This is a genomic window from Kordia zhangzhouensis (assembly GCF_001005305.1).
Taxonomy (GTDB): Bacteria; Bacteroidota; Bacteroidia; order Flavobacteriales; family Flavobacteriaceae; genus Kordia; species Kordia zhangzhouensis.
In genome coordinates this window covers 292,144-310,266 of the sequence record NZ_LBMH01000003.1, presented here as the reverse complement: position 1 = coordinate 310,266, position 18,123 = coordinate 292,144, and the positions used below count along the sequence as shown (strand labels likewise).

Annotated in this window: 14 protein-coding genes; 7 read left to right on the top strand and 7 right to left on the bottom strand. The window is 32.5% G+C overall.

The features are described 5' to 3' along the window. Positions 1 to 88 precede the first annotated feature (88 nt). Complete coding sequence (locus AA088_RS04705) at positions 89 to 2,362, top strand: sodium-translocating pyrophosphatase (protein WP_082106564.1); 2,274 nt, start codon at positions 89 to 91, stop codon at positions 2,360 to 2,362. A gap of 57 nt (positions 2,363 to 2,419) precedes the next feature. On the opposite strand, the gene AA088_RS04700 is transcribed toward AA088_RS04705, so the two are convergent. Then, a complete protein-coding gene (locus AA088_RS04700; protein ID WP_156168408.1) occupies positions 2,420 to 4,831 on the bottom strand; it encodes a M48 family metalloprotease in 2,412 nt (803 codons plus the stop codon). Between the two features lie 233 nt (positions 4,832 to 5,064). On the opposite strand from AA088_RS04700, the gene AA088_RS04695 reads away from it, so the two are divergent. Continuing rightward, on the top strand, positions 5,065 to 5,313 hold the full coding sequence (locus AA088_RS04695; protein ID WP_046743795.1) for a hypothetical protein: 249 nt from the start codon (positions 5,065 to 5,067) through the stop codon (positions 5,311 to 5,313). 43 nt (positions 5,314 to 5,356) lie between these two features. Here the strand turns inward: AA088_RS04695 and AA088_RS04690 are convergent, their stop codons facing one another. From AA088_RS04690 to AA088_RS04675, 4 genes are all read right to left on the bottom strand, one after another. Further along, on the bottom strand, positions 5,357 to 5,971 hold the full coding sequence (locus AA088_RS04690) for a deoxynucleoside kinase (protein ID WP_046743794.1): 615 nt from the start codon (positions 5,969 to 5,971) through the stop codon (positions 5,357 to 5,359). Between the two features lie 80 nt (positions 5,972 to 6,051). Further along, the gene (locus tag AA088_RS04685; RefSeq protein WP_052752783.1) at positions 6,052 to 6,801 is read right to left on the bottom strand and encodes a hypothetical protein; all 750 of its coding nucleotides are present in this window, start codon (positions 6,799 to 6,801) and stop codon (positions 6,052 to 6,054) included. Positions 6,802 to 6,935: 134 nt separating this feature from the next. Further along, a complete protein-coding gene (locus tag AA088_RS04680) occupies positions 6,936 to 7,619 on the bottom strand; it encodes a response regulator transcription factor (protein ID WP_046743793.1) in 684 nt (227 codons plus the stop codon). Further along, positions 7,616 to 9,091 (bottom strand): sensor histidine kinase, encoded by a 1,476-nt coding sequence (locus tag AA088_RS04675; protein WP_046743792.1) that lies wholly within the window; start codon positions 9,089 to 9,091, stop codon positions 7,616 to 7,618. Before AA088_RS04675 ends, AA088_RS04680 begins: the two co-directional genes overlap by 4 nt. A 141-nt stretch (positions 9,092 to 9,232) precedes the next feature. Here AA088_RS04675 and AA088_RS04670 point away from each other — a divergent pair, with 141 nt between their 5' ends. The 5 genes from AA088_RS04670 (at position 9,233) to AA088_RS04650 (ending at position 15,640) form a co-directional block, all read left to right on the top strand. Continuing rightward, positions 9,233 to 10,081 carry a GLPGLI family protein gene (locus AA088_RS04670; protein WP_046743791.1) on the top strand — a complete coding sequence of 283 codons (849 nt, stop codon included), beginning with the start codon at positions 9,233 to 9,235 and terminating at the stop codon, positions 10,079 to 10,081. 16 nt (positions 10,082 to 10,097) lie between these two features. After that, positions 10,098 to 11,279, top strand: a complete 1,182-nt coding sequence (locus tag AA088_RS04665; protein WP_046743790.1) for an aspartyl protease family protein — start codon at positions 10,098 to 10,100, stop codon at positions 11,277 to 11,279. A 139-nt stretch (positions 11,280 to 11,418) separates the two neighbouring features. Then, the gene (locus AA088_RS04660; protein ID WP_046743789.1) at positions 11,419 to 12,300 is read left to right on the top strand and encodes a GLPGLI family protein; all 882 of its coding nucleotides are present in this window, start codon (positions 11,419 to 11,421) and stop codon (positions 12,298 to 12,300) included. Between the two features lie 41 nt (positions 12,301 to 12,341). Further along, positions 12,342 to 15,059: a carboxypeptidase-like regulatory domain-containing protein gene (locus AA088_RS04655; protein ID WP_046743788.1), complete on the top strand. Its 2,718-nt coding sequence runs from the start codon at positions 12,342 to 12,344 to the stop codon at positions 15,057 to 15,059. 362 nt (positions 15,060 to 15,421) lie between these two features. Continuing rightward, positions 15,422 to 15,640, top strand: coding sequence for a hypothetical protein (locus AA088_RS04650; protein WP_046743787.1), 219 nt, complete (start codon positions 15,422 to 15,424; stop codon positions 15,638 to 15,640). A gap of 33 nt (positions 15,641 to 15,673) precedes the next feature. Here the strand turns inward: AA088_RS04650 and AA088_RS17540 are convergent, their stop codons facing one another. Both AA088_RS17540 and AA088_RS04640 read right to left on the bottom strand, forming a co-directional pair. Then, on the bottom strand, positions 15,674 to 16,804 hold the full coding sequence (locus AA088_RS17540; RefSeq protein WP_052752782.1) for a paraquat-inducible protein A: 1,131 nt from the start codon (positions 16,802 to 16,804) through the stop codon (positions 15,674 to 15,676). A gap of 212 nt (positions 16,805 to 17,016) precedes the next feature. Further along, complete coding sequence (locus AA088_RS04640; RefSeq protein WP_046743786.1) at positions 17,017 to 17,991, bottom strand: Gfo/Idh/MocA family protein; 975 nt, start codon at positions 17,989 to 17,991, stop codon at positions 17,017 to 17,019. Positions 17,992 to 18,123 lie beyond the last annotated feature (132 nt).

The following is an 18,123-nucleotide window of genomic DNA, read 5'->3' as shown; positions in this document are numbered from 1 at the left end:
AACCTTCTAAAGCGATTTAGAAGGTTTTTTTTTCTGCTTGATTTTGTTACATTTATGCCGCTTAATAACTAATCAAACTAATTAGAATATGGAATCTTACATGATTTATGTGCCAATAGCTTTGGCAGTCTTGGGTCTCGTTTTTATGCTCATCAAAATGAGTTGGGTAAAAAAACAGGCTGCAGGAAATGAAAAAATGCAATCAATCTCAAAAAGTATCAAGGAAGGAGCGTTGGCATTTTTGAATGCAGAATACAGATTATTGGCAATATTTGTTGTCATTGCATCCGCATTGTTAGGATTTGTAGCTTGGAAAGTAGAAACTACAAGTTACATGATCATCTTAGCATTTATTATCGGAGCAATTTTCTCAGCTTTGGCAGGAAACATCGGAATGCGTATTGCAACTGATGCAAATGCACGCACAGCAGAAGCAGCAAAAACAAGTTTGCCACAAGCCTTAAAAGTGTCGTTTGGTGGTGGAACTGTAATGGGACTTGGTGTAGCAGGTTTGGCTGTTTTAGGACTGAGTCTATTCTTTTTATTATTCATGAAGCAATTCCTTACTGGAGGCGATTTTTATACTGAAATGACAGTAGTTTTAGAAGCCTTGGCAGGATTTTCACTTGGTGCAGAATCAATAGCACTATTTGCACGTGTTGGAGGAGGAATCTACACAAAGGCAGCCGATGTTGGGGCAGATCTTGTTGGAAAAGTAGAAGCTGGAATTCCAGAAGATGATCCGCGTAACCCAGCAACGATTGCAGACAATGTGGGAGACAACGTAGGAGATGTAGCTGGAATGGGAGCTGACTTATTTGGTTCTTACGTAGCAACAGTATTGGCAGCTATGGTGCTAGGAAATTATGTAATTCGTGATATCGCTACACTTTCAGGAGCTCCATTTACAGACAACTTTTCAAATATGGGACCAATTTTACTACCATTAGTAATTGCCGGTGTTGGAATTTTAGCGTCAATCATAGGAACGTTCTTAGTAAAAATATCAAATAATGAAGCTAAAGAAGCACAAGTTCAAAAAGCATTAGATATGGGGAATTGGGTTTCAATTCTTTTAACATTAGTAGCAAGTTTCTTCTTAATCAAGTGGATGTTGCCAGAAACGATGCAAATGAAGTTTTTTGGAGAAGCAGCAGCTAGAGAAGTTTCTAGTATGAATGTGTTTTATGCATCTTGTATTGGATTGGCAGTAGGAGCATTAATATCAATGGTAACAGCTTATTACACCAGTTTGGGTAAAAAACCAGTTTTAGATATTGTACAAAATAGTTCTACTGGAGCGGCAACAAATATTATTGCAGGTTTGGCAGTAGGGATGAAATCTACTTTCTTATCAGTATTATTATTCGCTGCAGCAATCTATGGTTCATATGCATTAGCAGGATTCTATGGAGTTGCGTTAGCGGCCTCTGCAATGATGGCGACAACAGCAATGCAATTAGCAATCGACGCATTCGGACCAATTGCGGATAACGCTGGTGGAGTTGCGGAAATGAGCGAATTAGAACCACATGTACGCGAACGTACTGATATTTTAGATTCTGTAGGAAATACAACTGCAGCTGTTGGAAAAGGATTTGCTATCGCTTCAGCGGCATTGACAGCATTAGCTTTATTTGCAGCGTATGTAACTTTTACAGGAATTGATGGAATTAATATCTTCAAAGCAGACGTATTAGCGGCCTTATTTGTAGGAGGAATGATTCCAGTAATTTTCTCAGCATTGGCAATGGAGTCGGTAGGAAAAGCAGCAATGGAAATGGTAGAAGAAGTACGTCGACAGTTTAGAGAAATTCCAGGAATTATGGAAGGTAAAGGAACGCCAGAGTATGGAAAATGTGTGGATATTTCTACGAAAGCAGCTTTAAAAGAAATGCTAATCCCTGGGTTAATTACAATTATTACTCCAATTCTAATTGGTGTATTTTTCCAAGCAGAAGCTTTAGGAGGATATATGGCAGGAGTTTGTGTATCTGGTGTAATGTGGGCAATTTTCCAAAACAATGCTGGAGGAGCTTGGGATAACGCTAAGAAATCTTTTGAAGCAGGTGTTGAAATTAATGGAGAAATGACTTATAAAGGGTCTGATGCGCACAAGGCGGCAGTAACAGGTGATACAGTTGGAGATCCATTTAAAGATACCTCAGGACCATCTATGAATATCTTAATTAAACTAACGTGTTTAGTAGGCTTAGTAATTGCACCAATTTTAGGTGGACACACTGATGAAACTGCTACAGCAGAAGAAGTTGATAAAAACGTGATTCAAGTAAGTACACAAGAAACGAATGAAGCAGATGTAGCGCTTAATATCATCACAATGAAAGAAGAAAACTTATAAAAACCGACATATTTTTATACAGTTGAGCCACAATTTTCGGATTGTGGCTTTTTTATGTTAGTTATGTAATTGCTTTTTTAATGTTTCAAAAGTGTCTGATAGATAAAAAGAAAAAACATTTCTAATACGAATGATTAGCTCTTGATGAATAAACTCTCCAGCTTCATTAGTTTGTGCTAAAAAAGTTTCCAAACCATGCGTGTCAATTAATTTTTGAGAGGTTTCAAAATTTGGCTTACTATACACTAATGCTTTTACAGCAGCTTTTACGTCATCACAAAATAAAAGAGCTACTTTATCGGCTACAATTTCCATCAAACGAGAAGTGATGAGTAAATTTTCAGAATGATCTTGCTGAGATTTTTCTTTCTTAAAAGGATTCAAATTATACCGTTCACTCACTTCCATTATCTCTTTCCCTTTTTCAGCAACATTAGCAACTTGTTCCACACGATTAATGATTGTTTTGTATTTTTCTACATTAGCAATATTTCCAAAAATAGTTCCGATGTTTCCTGCAAATGGCAGTACAGAAAGCAGCAAATTTACAACGGTAAAACCTTTGTCAGTAGCACCTCGCCAAACATCTGTTGAGGTAATTTTGGAATGTTCAAAGTAAATATGTGCCAATTCAATAGCAATTAAAAATAACAGTGAATTAATTTCTAAGAATTGCGAACTTTTAGAATCTAAAAAATCAATTCCAATTATTAAAAAAGCAGGTTTTCCTTCAACACCTATTACTACATCAGAATAGTTTCCGCGACCTATATAACATTCAGGAGCTTGTATTTGTAATGCATGACAAATGGCGGAGATTCGTGAAGTGATTTCTGGATAATTCGTTGAGTTTAATTCATCAGAGAACGAAATTACAGCATCATAGTCAGGAGGATTAAGTGCAGCAATGAAATTATGAAGCGAGTCAAAAAAACCTTTGGCGTCCTTAAAACAACTAGGCACTACTTTTTGTAAAATTTCTTTCTTATTTAGTGGTTGATACAAGGAAGTTGAATGGGTTTTTAAACTAGAAAAATTACTTTCCTGAAAAGTTTCTTGAATCGCTTTTGCTTTATACTTGAGAGCTTCAATTGTAAGCAAATCATCAATTCTACGATGAACTAAAGGTTGCAATTCGGCCAATTTGTGAATGGTTTCAGAAGTATTTTCTCCCAATTGTTTTTGGTTATATAAAATTGCTTCTAACACAGTAATTTTTAACTGCTGTCCACCTTCACCTTCTAATAAATTGGTGTTTTTAGTAGGTAACAAGTCCGTAATACTATCGTCTGGTAATAATTGATAAATTATTTTGTACAGAGCAACAGCTTCTGAAAAACGTTCAGCATTGGTCAAATGCCTGGCATAATTCAAATTGAACTCAAAAGTTTCTGTCTCTTTTCTCTTTTTATCTTGAAATTGTTCATACACATGTTGATGAAAAGCAATACTATGTTTTGCTGTAGACTTTTGCTGTAAAGGACGTATAATTTTTAAGAGCTCTTTTTGTGTTTTGAAAGAAAGCTGCCAGTTTTGAGCAATTGTTACTAGATTGTCGCCAAAATTAAAATCAGACGTGGCATGTTTAGTTAAAATTGCAAATAGTGTTTCCTCTTTTTGTTTGTGTATTGATAAATTTTTGAATAGAACTGCGACATCAGCTTTTAGTGTATTCAGTGACGAGAACATTGCGTCATTTTGTAAATGAAATATGCGAGAAGCTAATGCTAGATGGGCTTCTTTTTTAGAATATTTTTTTACTAACAAATCTGCAAAAACTTCCAAACGATTTTGTGCGCTTTTAATAACAGGTAACAATTCGTGAAACAAATAATCATTCATGAATTCTGTGTAAAAAGATAGCTTTTGTGTAGAAACCAAATCTTTACCTGTTTTATCGAAAATAGTTAATTCATTACGAGCAATCGAAATTATCTGAAAGTCATGTTTTATATCTCTTTGTAGTAAGAACTGTCGTTTGGAAGTAACGATAAAATACTCTACCTCTTTTTTAGAAACATGTTTATTTGCATCCTTTACAATGACATCATTAACACCTAAAATAGAGAGTACATATTCTTGTGGAGTGAATTGATGGAACAAAAAATTTTGTATTTCTAAATCAATAGTTGTTACAAAAGGAAGTTGCTCTTTGTTGTGTAAGGCATAAAGCTGATCGTTCTGTAAAATTAATAATTGCGTTTGTAAATACACAAAAAATGCTTGCTTTCGAAGGTCAAAAGAAGCTGGTTTTGTAGTTTCTTTATATGAAGAAAGATCTATCAAAACTGACTCGGCAATTACATAAATAACAGTTTCATTTTGTAAACATTGAACTCGTGTTTTATGAACAGTTTCTTTCTGATTATTCGTATGTATATCAATATCTACAATAAATCCTTTAGAAGTTTCTCTAAAAGTAAGCGCTCTGTTGTAAAAATCACTCAAAAAACCTCGCAGATTATTCACGGAAAAATGAGGTTTTACATATAATCTGGCTTGGTTTTTCAGATTGTGTTCCTGTGAATCTTTAAAAAAATGAAGCATAGTAGAGTAGCAGCTTTTAGTGATAGTAAAATACACATTTTTAAGTTGATGTAGTAATTTTTTAATGAATACACGTATAAAATCTATGGTAAAATATTGATTTGTAGAGATATAATTTTTATAACTTATAATCTATTAACCACAAAATTTAACTCATGAAAAAAAAGAAGTTCGAAAGTAAATTAGCATTTAAAAAGAGCAATATTTCTAATCTTTCAAATGTTCTTGGAGGATATGTCCCTCCATACGAAACTTATGATGTTGACTGCGAAGGTGGCGGAAGCGGCGGAAGTGGCGGTACGTATACGAATAATTGTAGCGGACAAACATGCGGAAATTGCATTACCAATGCACATCCATTAAGTGATCCATTGCATTGCAGAACGTGTCATACAGGTTGCTAAAACACAAAAGGTCGCTTTTTAGCGACCTTTTATAATATATTTTTTAAAACAATCCGTGAATCTCAGCATCAATCTTATTGATTACACTTCCAAGATCTTCAGGGTTATCTACAAAATCAAGATTGTCTACATCGATAATTAATAATTTTCCTTTATCGTATTTTGAAATCCAGGCTTCATAGCGCTCATTCAATCTACTTAAATAATCAATACTTATCGAGTTTTCATAATCGCGTCCACGTTTGTGAATTTGCGCAACTAAGGTAGAAATGTCTGCTCGTAAATAAATTAACAGATCGGGTGCATCAACCAATTTTTGCATCAATTCAAATAACGATTGATAATTTTCATAATCGCGATTGGTCATAAGTCCCATTGCGTGCAAATTCGGGGCAAAAATATGTGCATCTTCATAAATGGTACGATCTTGAATAATCTTTTTGCCACTTTCGCGAATTTGTAATACTTGTCGGAAACGACTGTTCAAGAAATAAATTTGAAGATTAAAACTCCAACGTTCCATCTGAGTATAAAAATCATCCAAGTATGGATTGTCAACGACATCTTCAAAATGGGGTTCCCATTGGTAGTGTTTTGCTAATAATTTAGTTAACGTTGTTTTTCCTGCGCCAATATTTCCTGCTATTGCAACATGCATGTGATTGTGTAATTAGGTGTTGTTCTTAATATCAGATTAATGGAATTTTATAATTGAAATTAAGAAAAATAGTATTCTTTTTATTCTTTTGTTGGTTTTTTGAGTTGAAACTGATACAATACAATTCCGTCGTAAATATACAAGATATCATTGTGAAGCGAAAACTGTTTTATTGCAATTCGGTCGGAGGGCATATTCACAGGATAAATGTCATCATTTATCATTAAAAATAATTGTCCATCTTTTAAAAAAATAGTGTCCGAGTTACTCATTGAGAAATCGCTTATGTCAACTAATTCTTGTTGAGTTAGCAAACTTCCATAAATATTGTAGGTGTATAATGTTTTGTTAGTTAGTACTTTACAAAAATTGTAATTACTTTTTTGAGTGATAAATTTTTCGGGAATAGGTAAATTTTTCACTAAGGTTTTTTCTTGATTATAATTAAAAACTTCTAGTTGTTGGGTGTTGGTATCAAAAATCCATAAATTTCGATCGTTGGCAGTAGTCGCGGCAGCTAAATTTTTGAATTCTGTCGTTAGATTGAAATCAATTCGTTTGATTTCATTAAGTGTATTGTCTAAAACAATGACAGTATTAAAATCTTCATAAAAAACAGTAATCTTCAATGGATTGAGAATGTCAACAGAGGTAATTTTCCCTAGTTGTAAATTTTTATATTCCCATGTTTTTTGATCTTTTCGTTTGGTAAGAATATGGTCGTTGATTGTATACAAAGCACCAAAGCTATCAACTGACACAAAATGGTCTACGGCTAAACTATCTTGTTCTATAAGTGTTGTAGTCAATGTTTTTTGACCAAATCCCATTATTGAACAGCAGAAAAACACTAAAAAAGTCAGTTGCTTCATACTTGGCAAAGTACAAAAAATACGCCATTATTAAGATAGTAATATATAATTTACTATTGAATTGAAAAAACATTAGTATTTGCCATTTGTGGTTAGCAAATCAACTTATATCCAAAACCGCGTACATTTACAATTTGAATTTCAGGATCGTTTTTCAGTTTTTTGCGAAGTTTTGTAATAAAAACGTCCATACTACGCGCATTGAAAAAATCATCATCTCCCCATAGTTTATTTAAAATAAAAGTGCGATCAAGAACAGCATTTCGTTTTTCTGATAAATGGTAAAGTAATTCGGCTTCGCGATGAGTGAGTTGCACCGGTGTTTCGTTCCAAATCAATTGTTGTTGTGTGTGATTAAAAATATAAGTTCCAATAGGTATTTTTGTTTCGTCTTGTTTTAGATGAATACGATTCAACAAAGCATGTATGCGAACAATTAGTTCTTCCATGCTAAAAGGTTTTTTTAAGTAGTCATTTCCGCCGTGTTCAAAACCTTCTACAACATCTTTTACTTGCGATTTGGCTGTTAAAAATATAATAGGAATGGTTGCATTTTCCTTTCGAATTTCTTGGGCAAGTGTAAACCCATCCTTTTTGGGCATCATTACATCCAAAACTAAGATGTCAGGTTGTTTAGTTTGATATGTTTCATATGCTTCTTCACCATTTTCACATAAAAAAACCTCAAAATGGCGTGATTCTAGACTCTCTTTTACAATTTGTCCTAAAGCAGGTTCGTCTTCTGCCAGCACTAATTTGATGCGATTTTTTTTCATCCTAACAAAGCAATTTTAAAAATGGTATGGTTAGTACTTGGAACTAATTGTATAGTACCTCCATGTTTCTCAATAATTTTTTTAGTGTAATACAATCCGATTCCAAAACCTTTCACATCGTGTGTGTTTCCTTTTGGAATACGGTAAAACTTATCAAAAATCTTTTCTCGTTGTGATTTATCAATGGTATTGCCATTGTCAGTTACAGTAATTTCGACGGTATCTAATACTTTATTTACCTGTACTTCAATTTGATTTCCTCCGTATTTTAATGCATTGTCAATCAAATTTGTAATTGCATTTTCAAAATGAAAAGAGTCCAATTCTAGTAGTAGTTCTTTTACATTACTTCGAAAAGAAATAGTTTTGTTTGAAGAAAGTGCTTGTTGTTTTTCTGTCGTTTTTTGGATAAAATCAACAATATCAAGCATCTCTTTTTTTAATAAAAGTTTTTCACTGTCAAGAGTAGCCGTTTCCAACAATTTCTCGACCATGAGATGTAGTTTTTTTAATTGTTTTTCGGAAATGGATAAATATTTTTTAGCTTTTTCAGGATCTTTCAAAGCGTCAAAATGTTGTATTGCCTCTAAAGCCGTGGAAATAGTTGTGATAGGTGTTTTGAATTCATGAGTAATATTGCTAATTAGGTCATTTTTAATTTCAGCTAGTTGTTTCTGCTGACGAATAATATGAAGTAAATACAATAAGGAACTAATAATTGCCAATGATAATAGAGTAGAGATAAGAATTCCTAAAACACTTTTTTTCCATATTACTTTAGAAATATTGGCATATTGCAATTCTAGTTTTTCTCCAGGTTTTAAGTAGGCTGATTTTGAATTTGTTTTTAAAAAATCATTAGAAATTTGATGGTTAGAGACCTGTCTTACTAACGTTTCATTCACATATTGGTTAAGATTATATGAGAGCTCAATTTGTTTGCGCTTGAACTCAGTGTCTAAGAATGTTTTTAGTTTGTCAAAATCTAATGAATCTTCAGAAATAGAAATATATAAAGATGAAATTTGATTAAACATTCGAATACTGTCTTTACTTTTCATTAGGTTAGGAATGCTGAATCGTTTGTTAAATTCAACAAGTTGTGTAGAGTCTGCTTTAGAAAACCCAGTACTATTTCGAGCGTCAATAATAATAGTATCAGTACTTGTTTTGATACGCGCTTCTATAGTTTGAAAAATTGAATCCAGATTTAGGTCACGTAATTTTTCAAAAGTCTTTGAGTTGTGCGTATGAGAAGTGTCGTTCATACTAATCAACATCATTTTTTCTTGCTTGGCAAAATCAGCGTAGTAAGCTTCTACAGCATTATCCAAACTAATTTGAACTTGATTGATGAATTGCTGTTTATTGACTTGATAGTTTTTGTAGTTCCAATAGATTTGTACTGCGACGGTAATGGCAATCGTTGCCATAATCGTATATAAAATCCAAGAAGAGCGTTTTTGCTTCATTTTCTATTTGTTACACTTCAAAAGTAAGAACAAAATCATAAAACAAGCGTATCGCTTAACACTCGTTAACGTTCGTTAACCAAAAACTAGTAATTTCTAATTCATATTTGTGCCATCAAAAAACTAAAAACACAAATAGTTATGAAAAATTATACTAAATCAATTATCGTTTTTGTATTTGTATTGATGAATGCTTTTTTGAATGCGCAAGACTTTCAAGGAGTAGCCACATATAAAACAAATATGAAAATGGATTTAAAAATTGACAGTTTAGGTCAGAAGCAAGGAATTGACAAAGAAATGCAAGAAAAACTCAATGAAATGCTTCAAAAACAATTTCAAAAGGAATACAAGCTCACATTCAATACTACAGAGTCTGTATACAAAGAAGAAGAAAAATTAGCAGCGCCATCACCACAAGCCGCTGGGATGCAAGTTATGGTAATGGGAGGAAGTGAATCTGCAATATTGTATAAGAATACTAAAGATAAACGCTTTGCCAATGCTCAAGAGATTTTAGGAAAAAAATTCTTAGTAAAAGACAAATTAGAGAAACAAGAATGGAATCTTGAAAAGGAAACTAAGTTTATTGGACAGTACCAATGTTATAAAGCAACTCGAACTATTGAAGTTGAACGGATAACCTCTTCATCTGTAAATGAAGCTACTACTGAAGAAACTAAAAAAGAAACGACAACTATTACAGCGTGGTATACACCAGAAATACCTGTAAATGCAGGACCAGATATGTATTGGGGATTGCCAGGTCTAATTTTAGAAGTAAATGATGGTAGACAAACGATTGTGTGTAGCAAGATTGTTTTAAATCCAAAAGATAAGATTGCTATTGAAGAACCAACGAAAGGAAAGGAAGTAACACAAGCAAAATTTGAAGAGATTATGCGTAAAAAATCTGAAGAAATGATGGAGCGTTATCGAGGGAATGGGAGAGGAGATGGAAATCATATTGAAATTCGAATAGGCGGTTAATTTATACACAACACAAATGAAAAATAGAATTATATATAGCTTACTTATAGTGTCATTCATCATCAATTTTCCTTTTGCACTTTTAGCTCAGCAAGCACAAATTCCTTTTGTGCATGACGGATTGATGTATGTTAAGGTAAAAGTAAATGAATATCCAGAAGAATTAAATTTTGTCTTTGATACAGGAGCGTCAACTACAGTAATAGATACTAAAATAGCAGAAAAAATAGGTGTAAAATCTAATTATCAACAACCTACTGAAGGAGCAGCAGGAACGGAAATGTATGATATAGCGTTGTTTCAAAAAGTTCAGGTTGAAAACATAACATTATCAGAAACACACATAGTGTTAATTGACTTAGAACGTTTATCAAAAAAAGGAAATCTGCCAATTGATGGAATTATTGGAGCAGATATTATGAAACGATTTATAACACAACTTGATTTTGACAAAAAAGTTATCGAATTGTATAATGATATCAATGAAGTTGCGGGAGTTGAAAAATATACAGAAACGCCCATAGTAATGGATTATAGTTCAATTCCACAAGTTCAATTAGAATTTACATTAAATACCAAAGAAAAATTCAGTGGAAATTTTTTATTTGATTCTGGTGCAAATTTTACATTCTTACTCAATACACCTTTTGTGAATAAACAGAAAATAGCTTCTAAAATAGGGACGACAATCGAAAATCGAGCTGAAAGCTTAACAACTTCTTCTAGCTTTAAAATAGGAAAAGTTGCCAATGTACGTTTTGGTAATTATCAGTTTGGAGAAATGCCAATGAACTTGTCCAATAGCGAAGCAGGCGTAATGGCTTCTGAAGAATATACTGGGATACTTGGAATCAAAATCATTAGTAGATTTAATACAATTCTCGATTACAAAAACCAAAAAATATACATGCAACCTAATACTACTTTTGGAGAACTTTTTGAGTTTCCTACAAGTGGAATTGCTCTTGAAAAAAATGCTGAAACAATTAATATCAGCAATGTGGTGGAAACATCGGAAGCCTACCAAAAAGGAGTTCGGGTAGGAGATGAACTATTGCAAATAAATCAAGTAGAAGCCCGTAATATAAAAGAGTGTCGTAAATTATTGAAACAAGAAGATAAAGCCGTTGAACTTACAATAAAAGATCAACAAGGAAATATAAAAAGAATAACAATTATACTAAAGAGGCTTATTTAATAAAAACAAATGAAAAATTAACAAAAGCAGATTAAACTTCCTTCCAAAATGTAAGTCTTACTAAAATTAAAAGTGTAACTTTTTGCACTATTTGGTACTAACGTACTAAATATAATTAAAACACATAAAGATTTACCAGATGAAACGATTACTACTATGGAGCTTGGTTTTATGTACGACTAGTATATTTGCTCAAAATTTTCAAGGGAAAGCCTACTATCAATCCAAAACAACTATGGATATGAATTGGGGCGGAAGAGAATTGTCTGAAGAGCAAAAAAAACGTATTCAAGAACGTATGAAAAGCTTTTTAGAAAAAGTATATGTACTCGATTTTAATAGAACATCTTCTGTATATAAAGAAGAAGAACGTGTTGAAGCTCCTGGGCAAGGACGCGGCGGATTTGGTAGAATGATGATGGGAAGTTTTTCTCAAGGAAATCAGTACAAGGATATTCAGAATGGTGAAATTTTAGAATCGAAGGAGTTTTTTGGTAAAAAATTTTTAATCAAAGACAGTTTGCAGAAGTTAGAATGGAAAATGGAGGGTGAAACCAAACAGATTGGTCAATATTTATGTTTTAAAGCAACAGCATTAAAAAAAGTTGACGAATTGGATTTTAACAGTATGCGACCTAGAAGAAGAGATAATGATAAAGAGAAAACACCTGAAGAAAAAAAACAAGATTCTATCAAAGCTGCAAAAGATCCGTTCAGTCAAATAGATATTCCAAAAGAAATATTGGTTACCGCTTGGTATACACTTGATATTCCTGTAAATCAAGGGCCAGGAGAATATTGGGGCTTGCCAGGATTAATATTGGAAGTAAATGCATACCGAACCACAATATTATGCTCTAAAATTGTAATGAATCCAGCAGAAAAAGATCCTATTGAAAAACCAACAAAAGGAGAAGAAGTCACTCGAAAGGAATACAATGAAATCGTGAAAAACAAGATGCAGGAAATGCAAGAAATGTATCGTGGACGCGGAAGAGGTCGAGGACGAGGAAGAGGCTAATACAGTACTGACAACTAAACAATCAGAAGAAAAAACAATTTATGAAAAACATATTATTTGTATTGCTATGTTTCATAGCACAGGAAACTATTGCCCAAATAAAACTAGAAGGTATTGTAAAAGATACATTAGGCAACCCTCTAGAATTGGCCAATGTGATTGCACTTAACAAAGATACAAATGCACTTGAATCTTATGGTATTACCAACAATGAAGGACGTTATAGACTCGCATTAAAAAAACACACCAGTTATACGATTAAAGTAAGTTTTATTGGTTTGGCAACAATCAATGATTCCTTAGTAACGAAAGAGTCGGACATCCAAAAAGATTTTGTAATGAAAACCGATGAAACTCTTGATGCGGTTGAACTTACCTATGAAATGCCAGTAACAATCAAAGGAGATACAATTGTTTACAATGCAGATTCTTTTAAAAATGGTTCAGAAAAAAAACTGGGAGATGTTTTAAAAAAGCTGCCAGGAGTAGAAGTTGATGATGAAGGAGAAATAAAAGTAGAAGGGAAAGACGTAACCAAAGTTATGGTTGAAGGAAAAGATTTTTTTGATGGCGATAGTAAATTAGCAACAAAAAATATTCCTGCGGACGCAATTGACAAAGTAGAAGTGCTTAAAAATCATAACGATGTATCGCAAATGCGAGGATTAGGAAACGATCAAGATAATGTGGCAATCAATATTAAATTAAAAGAAGGGAAGAAGAATTTTTGGTTTGGTGAAATCACTGGAGGACTTGGTCCTGATGAGCGTTATCTTGCCAATCCAAGACTTTTTTATTACAGTCCAAAATATAGTGTAAACATCATTACAGATTTCAATAATATAGGTTCTATTCCGTTTACACGACGTGATTATTTTAATTTTTCGGGCGGATTTAGAAGTGTGTCCAGAAATACTGGAACAAATTTTAATGTAACATCAAGTGATATTGGATTTTTAACGTTACGAAACAATCGAGCGAAAAATATATACTCTAAATTTGCTGCAACAAACTTTAGCTATTCTCCTAAAAAAACGTGGGATATTAGTGGATTTGCAATCTACTCAGGTTCACGAACAGAATTGCAGGAAAATAGTATTAACAATTATATTGATGAAACCACACCTGATGAAATTACAACCACTACAACACGACAAAAAAGTGATCTTGGACTATTTAAGTTAAGTACTACGTATAAACCAAATTCGAATAATCAATTAGATTATGATGTGTTTGCCAAAGTGTCAGAACAAACCGAAACTCAAGATTTTTTCTCTTCATTATTGGGAAATATAGACGAACGACAATCGCAGAATCCGTTTAGTATCAATCAAAATCTTAACTATTATTACACTGCTAGTGATAATCATATTTTTGCATTAGAAGCTCAACATTTACTCCAAGATGAAGATCCATTTTACAATGCACGATTGGCGCAAAGTGAGCAATTTCGCTTTACAGAAGTATTGGATCTCAATACAACACAATCATTCTTAGATATTGCGCAAGACAAACGTGTGAAGACTAATAAATTTGATGTCCGCTTGGATTATTGGTATGTATTAAATCAAAAAAGCAATATCAATTTGACGGCGGGAACAACGCTTAGCACTCAAAATTTTAACTCAGAGATATTCCAGTTGTTAGATAGCGGAAGTAAATTGCCGCTTCAAGCTCCACAACAAGACGTAATCAATGATGTTCGTTATAACTTTAGTGATGCATTTTTGGGAGCACACTATAAGATAAAATCGGGAAAATTTACATTCACACCAGGAATTACTGCGCATGCGTATAGTACTAAAAATACGCAGTTTGGTTCAGAATTTAAAGAAACCTTTACCCGTTTCTTGCCAGACATGAATATTCGAATACAATTAAAAAGTTCAGAAAACATAAACTTTAATTACCAGATGCAAACTGATTTTACGAATGTGAACAATTTGGCGGAAGGCTTGGTTTTTAATAACTATAATTCTTTGTACAGAGGAAATAGAACGTTAGAAAATGCATTGTCGCACAACATAAACTTAAGTTACTTTAGCTTCAATTTATTTAATTACACAAACATTTTTGCATTTTTAAATTATAACAAACGAATCGACCCAATTCGAAATCGTTCCCAATTTTTGACAATTCCTGGTACAGATCCAAACGCTCCTGATGTAGTAAGTACTAACAGTGTATCAACACCGTTTAATTCTAACTTTGCGGATGAAACTTTTTCGGCAAATGGTCGCTTTGAACGCATGTTTGGAAAAGTTAAAGCTTCCTTAGGAGGAAATTTTTCGCTCTCAAAGTTCAATCAAGAAATTAACGGAAACAGAAGTGTGAATGAATCGTTTTCGCAAAGCTATCAAACACGCATCAGTACCAATTTTAGAAATGCTCCGAATATTGAAGTTGGGTACAATTTGACAATTAATGATTATGATCAAGGGCAAAATTCAAATCGATTTATAACAAGTAGTCCGTTCGTTAATGTAGATGCGTATTTTTTGAAGAGCTTTATCTTTACGGCTGATTATTCATACTTTAATTACAAAAATGAAGAACGAACAATCAATAGCTATAATTTTTTAAAGGCAGAATTGTCATATCAGAAAAAAGACAGTTCGTGGGAATATGCCGTACGAGGAACCAACTTATTGAATACTAAATCCTTGAATCAAGATAATTCTAATAATTTTTTAACTAGTACAAGCGAATATTTTATTCAACCTCGCTACTTTATCTTTAGTGTAAAATATAATTTATAAGAATAGCTATATTCAATTAAAAGCCTTTCTGTACTTGAACAGAAAGGCTTTCTTTTTTGAAGAAAATAATTAAAAACCGCAATACATTACTATTTATGTTCTCTTACTAGATGTAAAAGCGAAATTGTGCCTATTATAATTTGAACCTTTTCAATAGAATAGCATTTTGATTTTTCATTTTGGCAGTGTTGTTATTGATTAGATAGAAAAGCTTTAAAAAGGTTGCGTTTGTTTTAAAAGAGAATTAAAATGAAGGGCGCTTTTTGTGCTTACAATTCATAAATCGTAAATAAGGTTTCTTGTGTTAAGAGATTTACATTGCTAAATTTAAGAGTATTAACAACGTCAAAATTTAATTCATTATGAAAAAAAAGAATTTAAGATCTTTAGCATTGAACAAAAAGTCAATTTCTAGTCTAAAACATGTTTCAGGTGGTGTTGCAGAACAAACAATGATAGGAGAACCGTGTCAACCTCCAACAATTTTCAATTCGTGTGATTATTGTCCTTCCTCAGTATGTGAAAGTTTTATTTGTCCATCATGGTGGGGCGGACAACTTTGCCCAAGTGGTGATAAATAGCATATAAAGCGAACTTCGGTTCGCTTTTTTTTACTAAAGTGCTTTTTTGAAATTGATATATTTTTGAATGGATTGCGATACAAAAATACTACAAAGTACAAATGCCATGAAGAAGAAAAAACCGTTTTGTAATTCAGATTGATTGGTTGTCAGAATATCTAAATGATTCGATACATTTTCTAGCTGAGTAAGTTGACTTGAAATGATTCCTGAAAATCCGATATATGCCATAAAAATAGCCACTACAAAAACATCTGCCATTGACCATTTTCCGCTTTTAAACACCATAAAACGAATAACTTTATTATTTTTTAATGAGTGATTAAATAGTAATAATACACTAGAAATTAATTTTACTAATGGAAAAATAACACTAAAAAGTACAACTAAAATCCCAACAAGTATGATTTTTATTTTCCCTTGTGAAAGCATTACATTGGCGACTTCCATTATACTTTTGCTTTTATAATATAACACTTGATCTTTAAAGACGATAGGTTCTCCCATTAGTTGCAATTCCATACTTGAAATACGTGCATCAATAGCAATCATTGGTAAAAAAACACCTAAAACAAGAACATGCAATATTGCAAGTATACAAATGGTTATTTTATAGGGAGAAAGTGTTTTATTGCTCCATAAAAAAAGTAAGATACTCAACAAAGCGAGCCCCAAAATTATGTTTAGTATGGTTTGCTCTTTTGTAATATCATGAATTTGTTTAGAAATGATTTTTTTACACTTTTCTTTAGTTAAAGCGTTGTAAGAGAAAAGTATATCTTGATATCTTGTATAATCTAATTTTTGAAACGTACTGTCGGTATACGAATTAATTTGCGCTAAAATATATTCTTTAATACTATCACGATTCTCTTCTTCTTCAAGAAAATTGAGAATATCTTCCGTAATAATCGGAACATGTTGTTTCAATTCTCCAAAGATTTCAAAGAAATCAGCTCCAAAATTTTTTAATGAAAAGCCATAATTGGCTTCTCGTTCATTCTCTGCTTTATAAGTAGTTTCAAATTTATCAATAGATTCGTATAAAAAAGTTTCAATCTTAATCCTTGCTTCTTCTCGATCGTTTCCTGAAAGTTTAAGTTCATTCAATTTCTTGGTGATGATTACAGCAAATTGTTCTTCCCAAGCATCTATATTAAACATTCCATATTTTATATCAGAAAGTTCAATGTGATCATTTTTTAAATGTCTTTTTTTCGTCTCTAATGTGTATGATAAAAATGTTGAAACACTAATACTAACGAGTAGGATAATTAGGATGATATGTGAAAATAATGGCTTTTGCACTTGGTAATAATGTAACGAGACAGAAGTAAGACGATTGGCTACTCAATTTGTTTCAGGTTTTTAGTAAATCATTCGTACTGTAATCCAATTTTTGATTTGACACGTTCTATAATAGCCATTAATTTTTCACTTAGATGTAGTGGCAGTTTAGTGCTTTCGTGTTGCTTATGTAAAATACATGAATTTACTTCTTCAATTTCATGAATATAGCCGTTTCCGCTAAACGGAAGTTCATAAATAGTTTCTTTACCATTTTGCGATACTGTAATTGTGCTTGGTTGATGGAATCTGCGATGTAATTTAATACTACCTTTCGTTCCATATAGGTAAGCTTCTGTTGGAGTATTTGCTTCTAGCGTTGATGTTAGGATTGCTTTTGCATTATTCTCATAGTCAAATAACATAGCACAAAAAGAATCAACATCAGTTTTAGTCATACGAGCCATTGCCTTAACATCTGAAGGAATACCAAGAACAAGTAAACTTAAAAAAATAGGATACAATCCAATATCTAACAAGGAACCTCCGCCTAATTTTTTGTTGTACAAGCGACTTTCAGTGTTGAATTCACTTTGAAAGCCAAAATCAGCTTGCACACTGATAATATCACCAATTGCTTTTGCGTCTAGTAGAGAAATCATTTTTTCAATTGCGGGCATAAATCGTGTCCAAATAGCTTCCATCAAAAACAATTTTCTTACTCGAGCTTCTTGAATTATGGTTTGCACTTGTGTAGAATTAATACCAAGAGGTTTCTCACACAAAACACTTTTGTGATGCTGTAAACACAACATTGAATTCTCAAAATGTAATGTATGCGGAGTGGCAATATATACTACATCAATTTTGGGGTCATTGACTAAATCTTCGTATGAATGGTATGCTTTTGAAACTTGATAAGTTTTGGCAAAATCAGTTGCTTTTTCTATACTTCGAGAAGCAACAGCATGCAATACTGCTACTTCAGAATATTGCAAGTCGGCAGCAAATTTGTGTGCAATTTTCCCTAAGCCAATAATTCCCCAATACACTTTTTGTGACATGATTTTATATTTTTTGAGAAGTTACAATTTTTATTTTTGCAACAAATAGAGATATTACTATGATTACAAATAAAAACCGCTTTTGTATAGAGTACAAAAGCGGTTTTTACATATATAACTAAGTTTGTGATA

Bases quoted from the DNA above. Each gene is read 5' to 3' on its own strand.
- AA088_RS04705 (WP_082106564.1), top strand. From the start codon at position 89: ATGGAATCTTACATGATTTATGTGCCAATAGCTTTGGCAGTCTTGGGT.
- AA088_RS04695 (WP_046743795.1), top strand. From the start codon at position 5,065: ATGAAAAAAAAGAAGTTCGAAAGTAAATTAGCATTTAAAAAGAGCAAT.
- AA088_RS04690 (WP_046743794.1), bottom strand. From the start codon at position 5,971: ATGCATGTTGCAATAGCAGGAAATATTGGCGCAGGAAAAACAACGTTA.
- AA088_RS04685 (WP_052752783.1), bottom strand. From the start codon at position 6,801: ATGGGATTTGGTCAAAAAACATTGACTACAACACTTATAGAACAAGAT.
- AA088_RS04680 (WP_046743793.1), bottom strand. From the start codon at position 7,619: ATGAAAAAAAATCGCATCAAATTAGTGCTGGCAGAAGACGAACCTGCT.
- AA088_RS04675 (WP_046743792.1), bottom strand. From the start codon at position 9,091: ATGAAGCAAAAACGCTCTTCTTGGATTTTATATACGATTATGGCAACG.
- AA088_RS04670 (WP_046743791.1), top strand. From the start codon at position 9,233: ATGAAAAATTATACTAAATCAATTATCGTTTTTGTATTTGTATTGATG.
- AA088_RS04665 (WP_046743790.1), top strand. From the start codon at position 10,098: ATGAAAAATAGAATTATATATAGCTTACTTATAGTGTCATTCATCATC.
- AA088_RS04660 (WP_046743789.1), top strand. From the start codon at position 11,419: ATGAAACGATTACTACTATGGAGCTTGGTTTTATGTACGACTAGTATA.
- AA088_RS04655 (WP_046743788.1), top strand. From the start codon at position 12,342: ATGAAAAACATATTATTTGTATTGCTATGTTTCATAGCACAGGAAACT.
- AA088_RS04650 (WP_046743787.1), top strand. From the start codon at position 15,422: ATGAAAAAAAAGAATTTAAGATCTTTAGCATTGAACAAAAAGTCAATT.
- AA088_RS17540 (WP_052752782.1), bottom strand. From the start codon at position 16,804: ATGTTTAATATAGATGCTTGGGAAGAACAATTTGCTGTAATCATCACC.
- AA088_RS04640 (WP_046743786.1), bottom strand. From the start codon at position 17,991: ATGTCACAAAAAGTGTATTGGGGAATTATTGGCTTAGGGAAAATTGCA.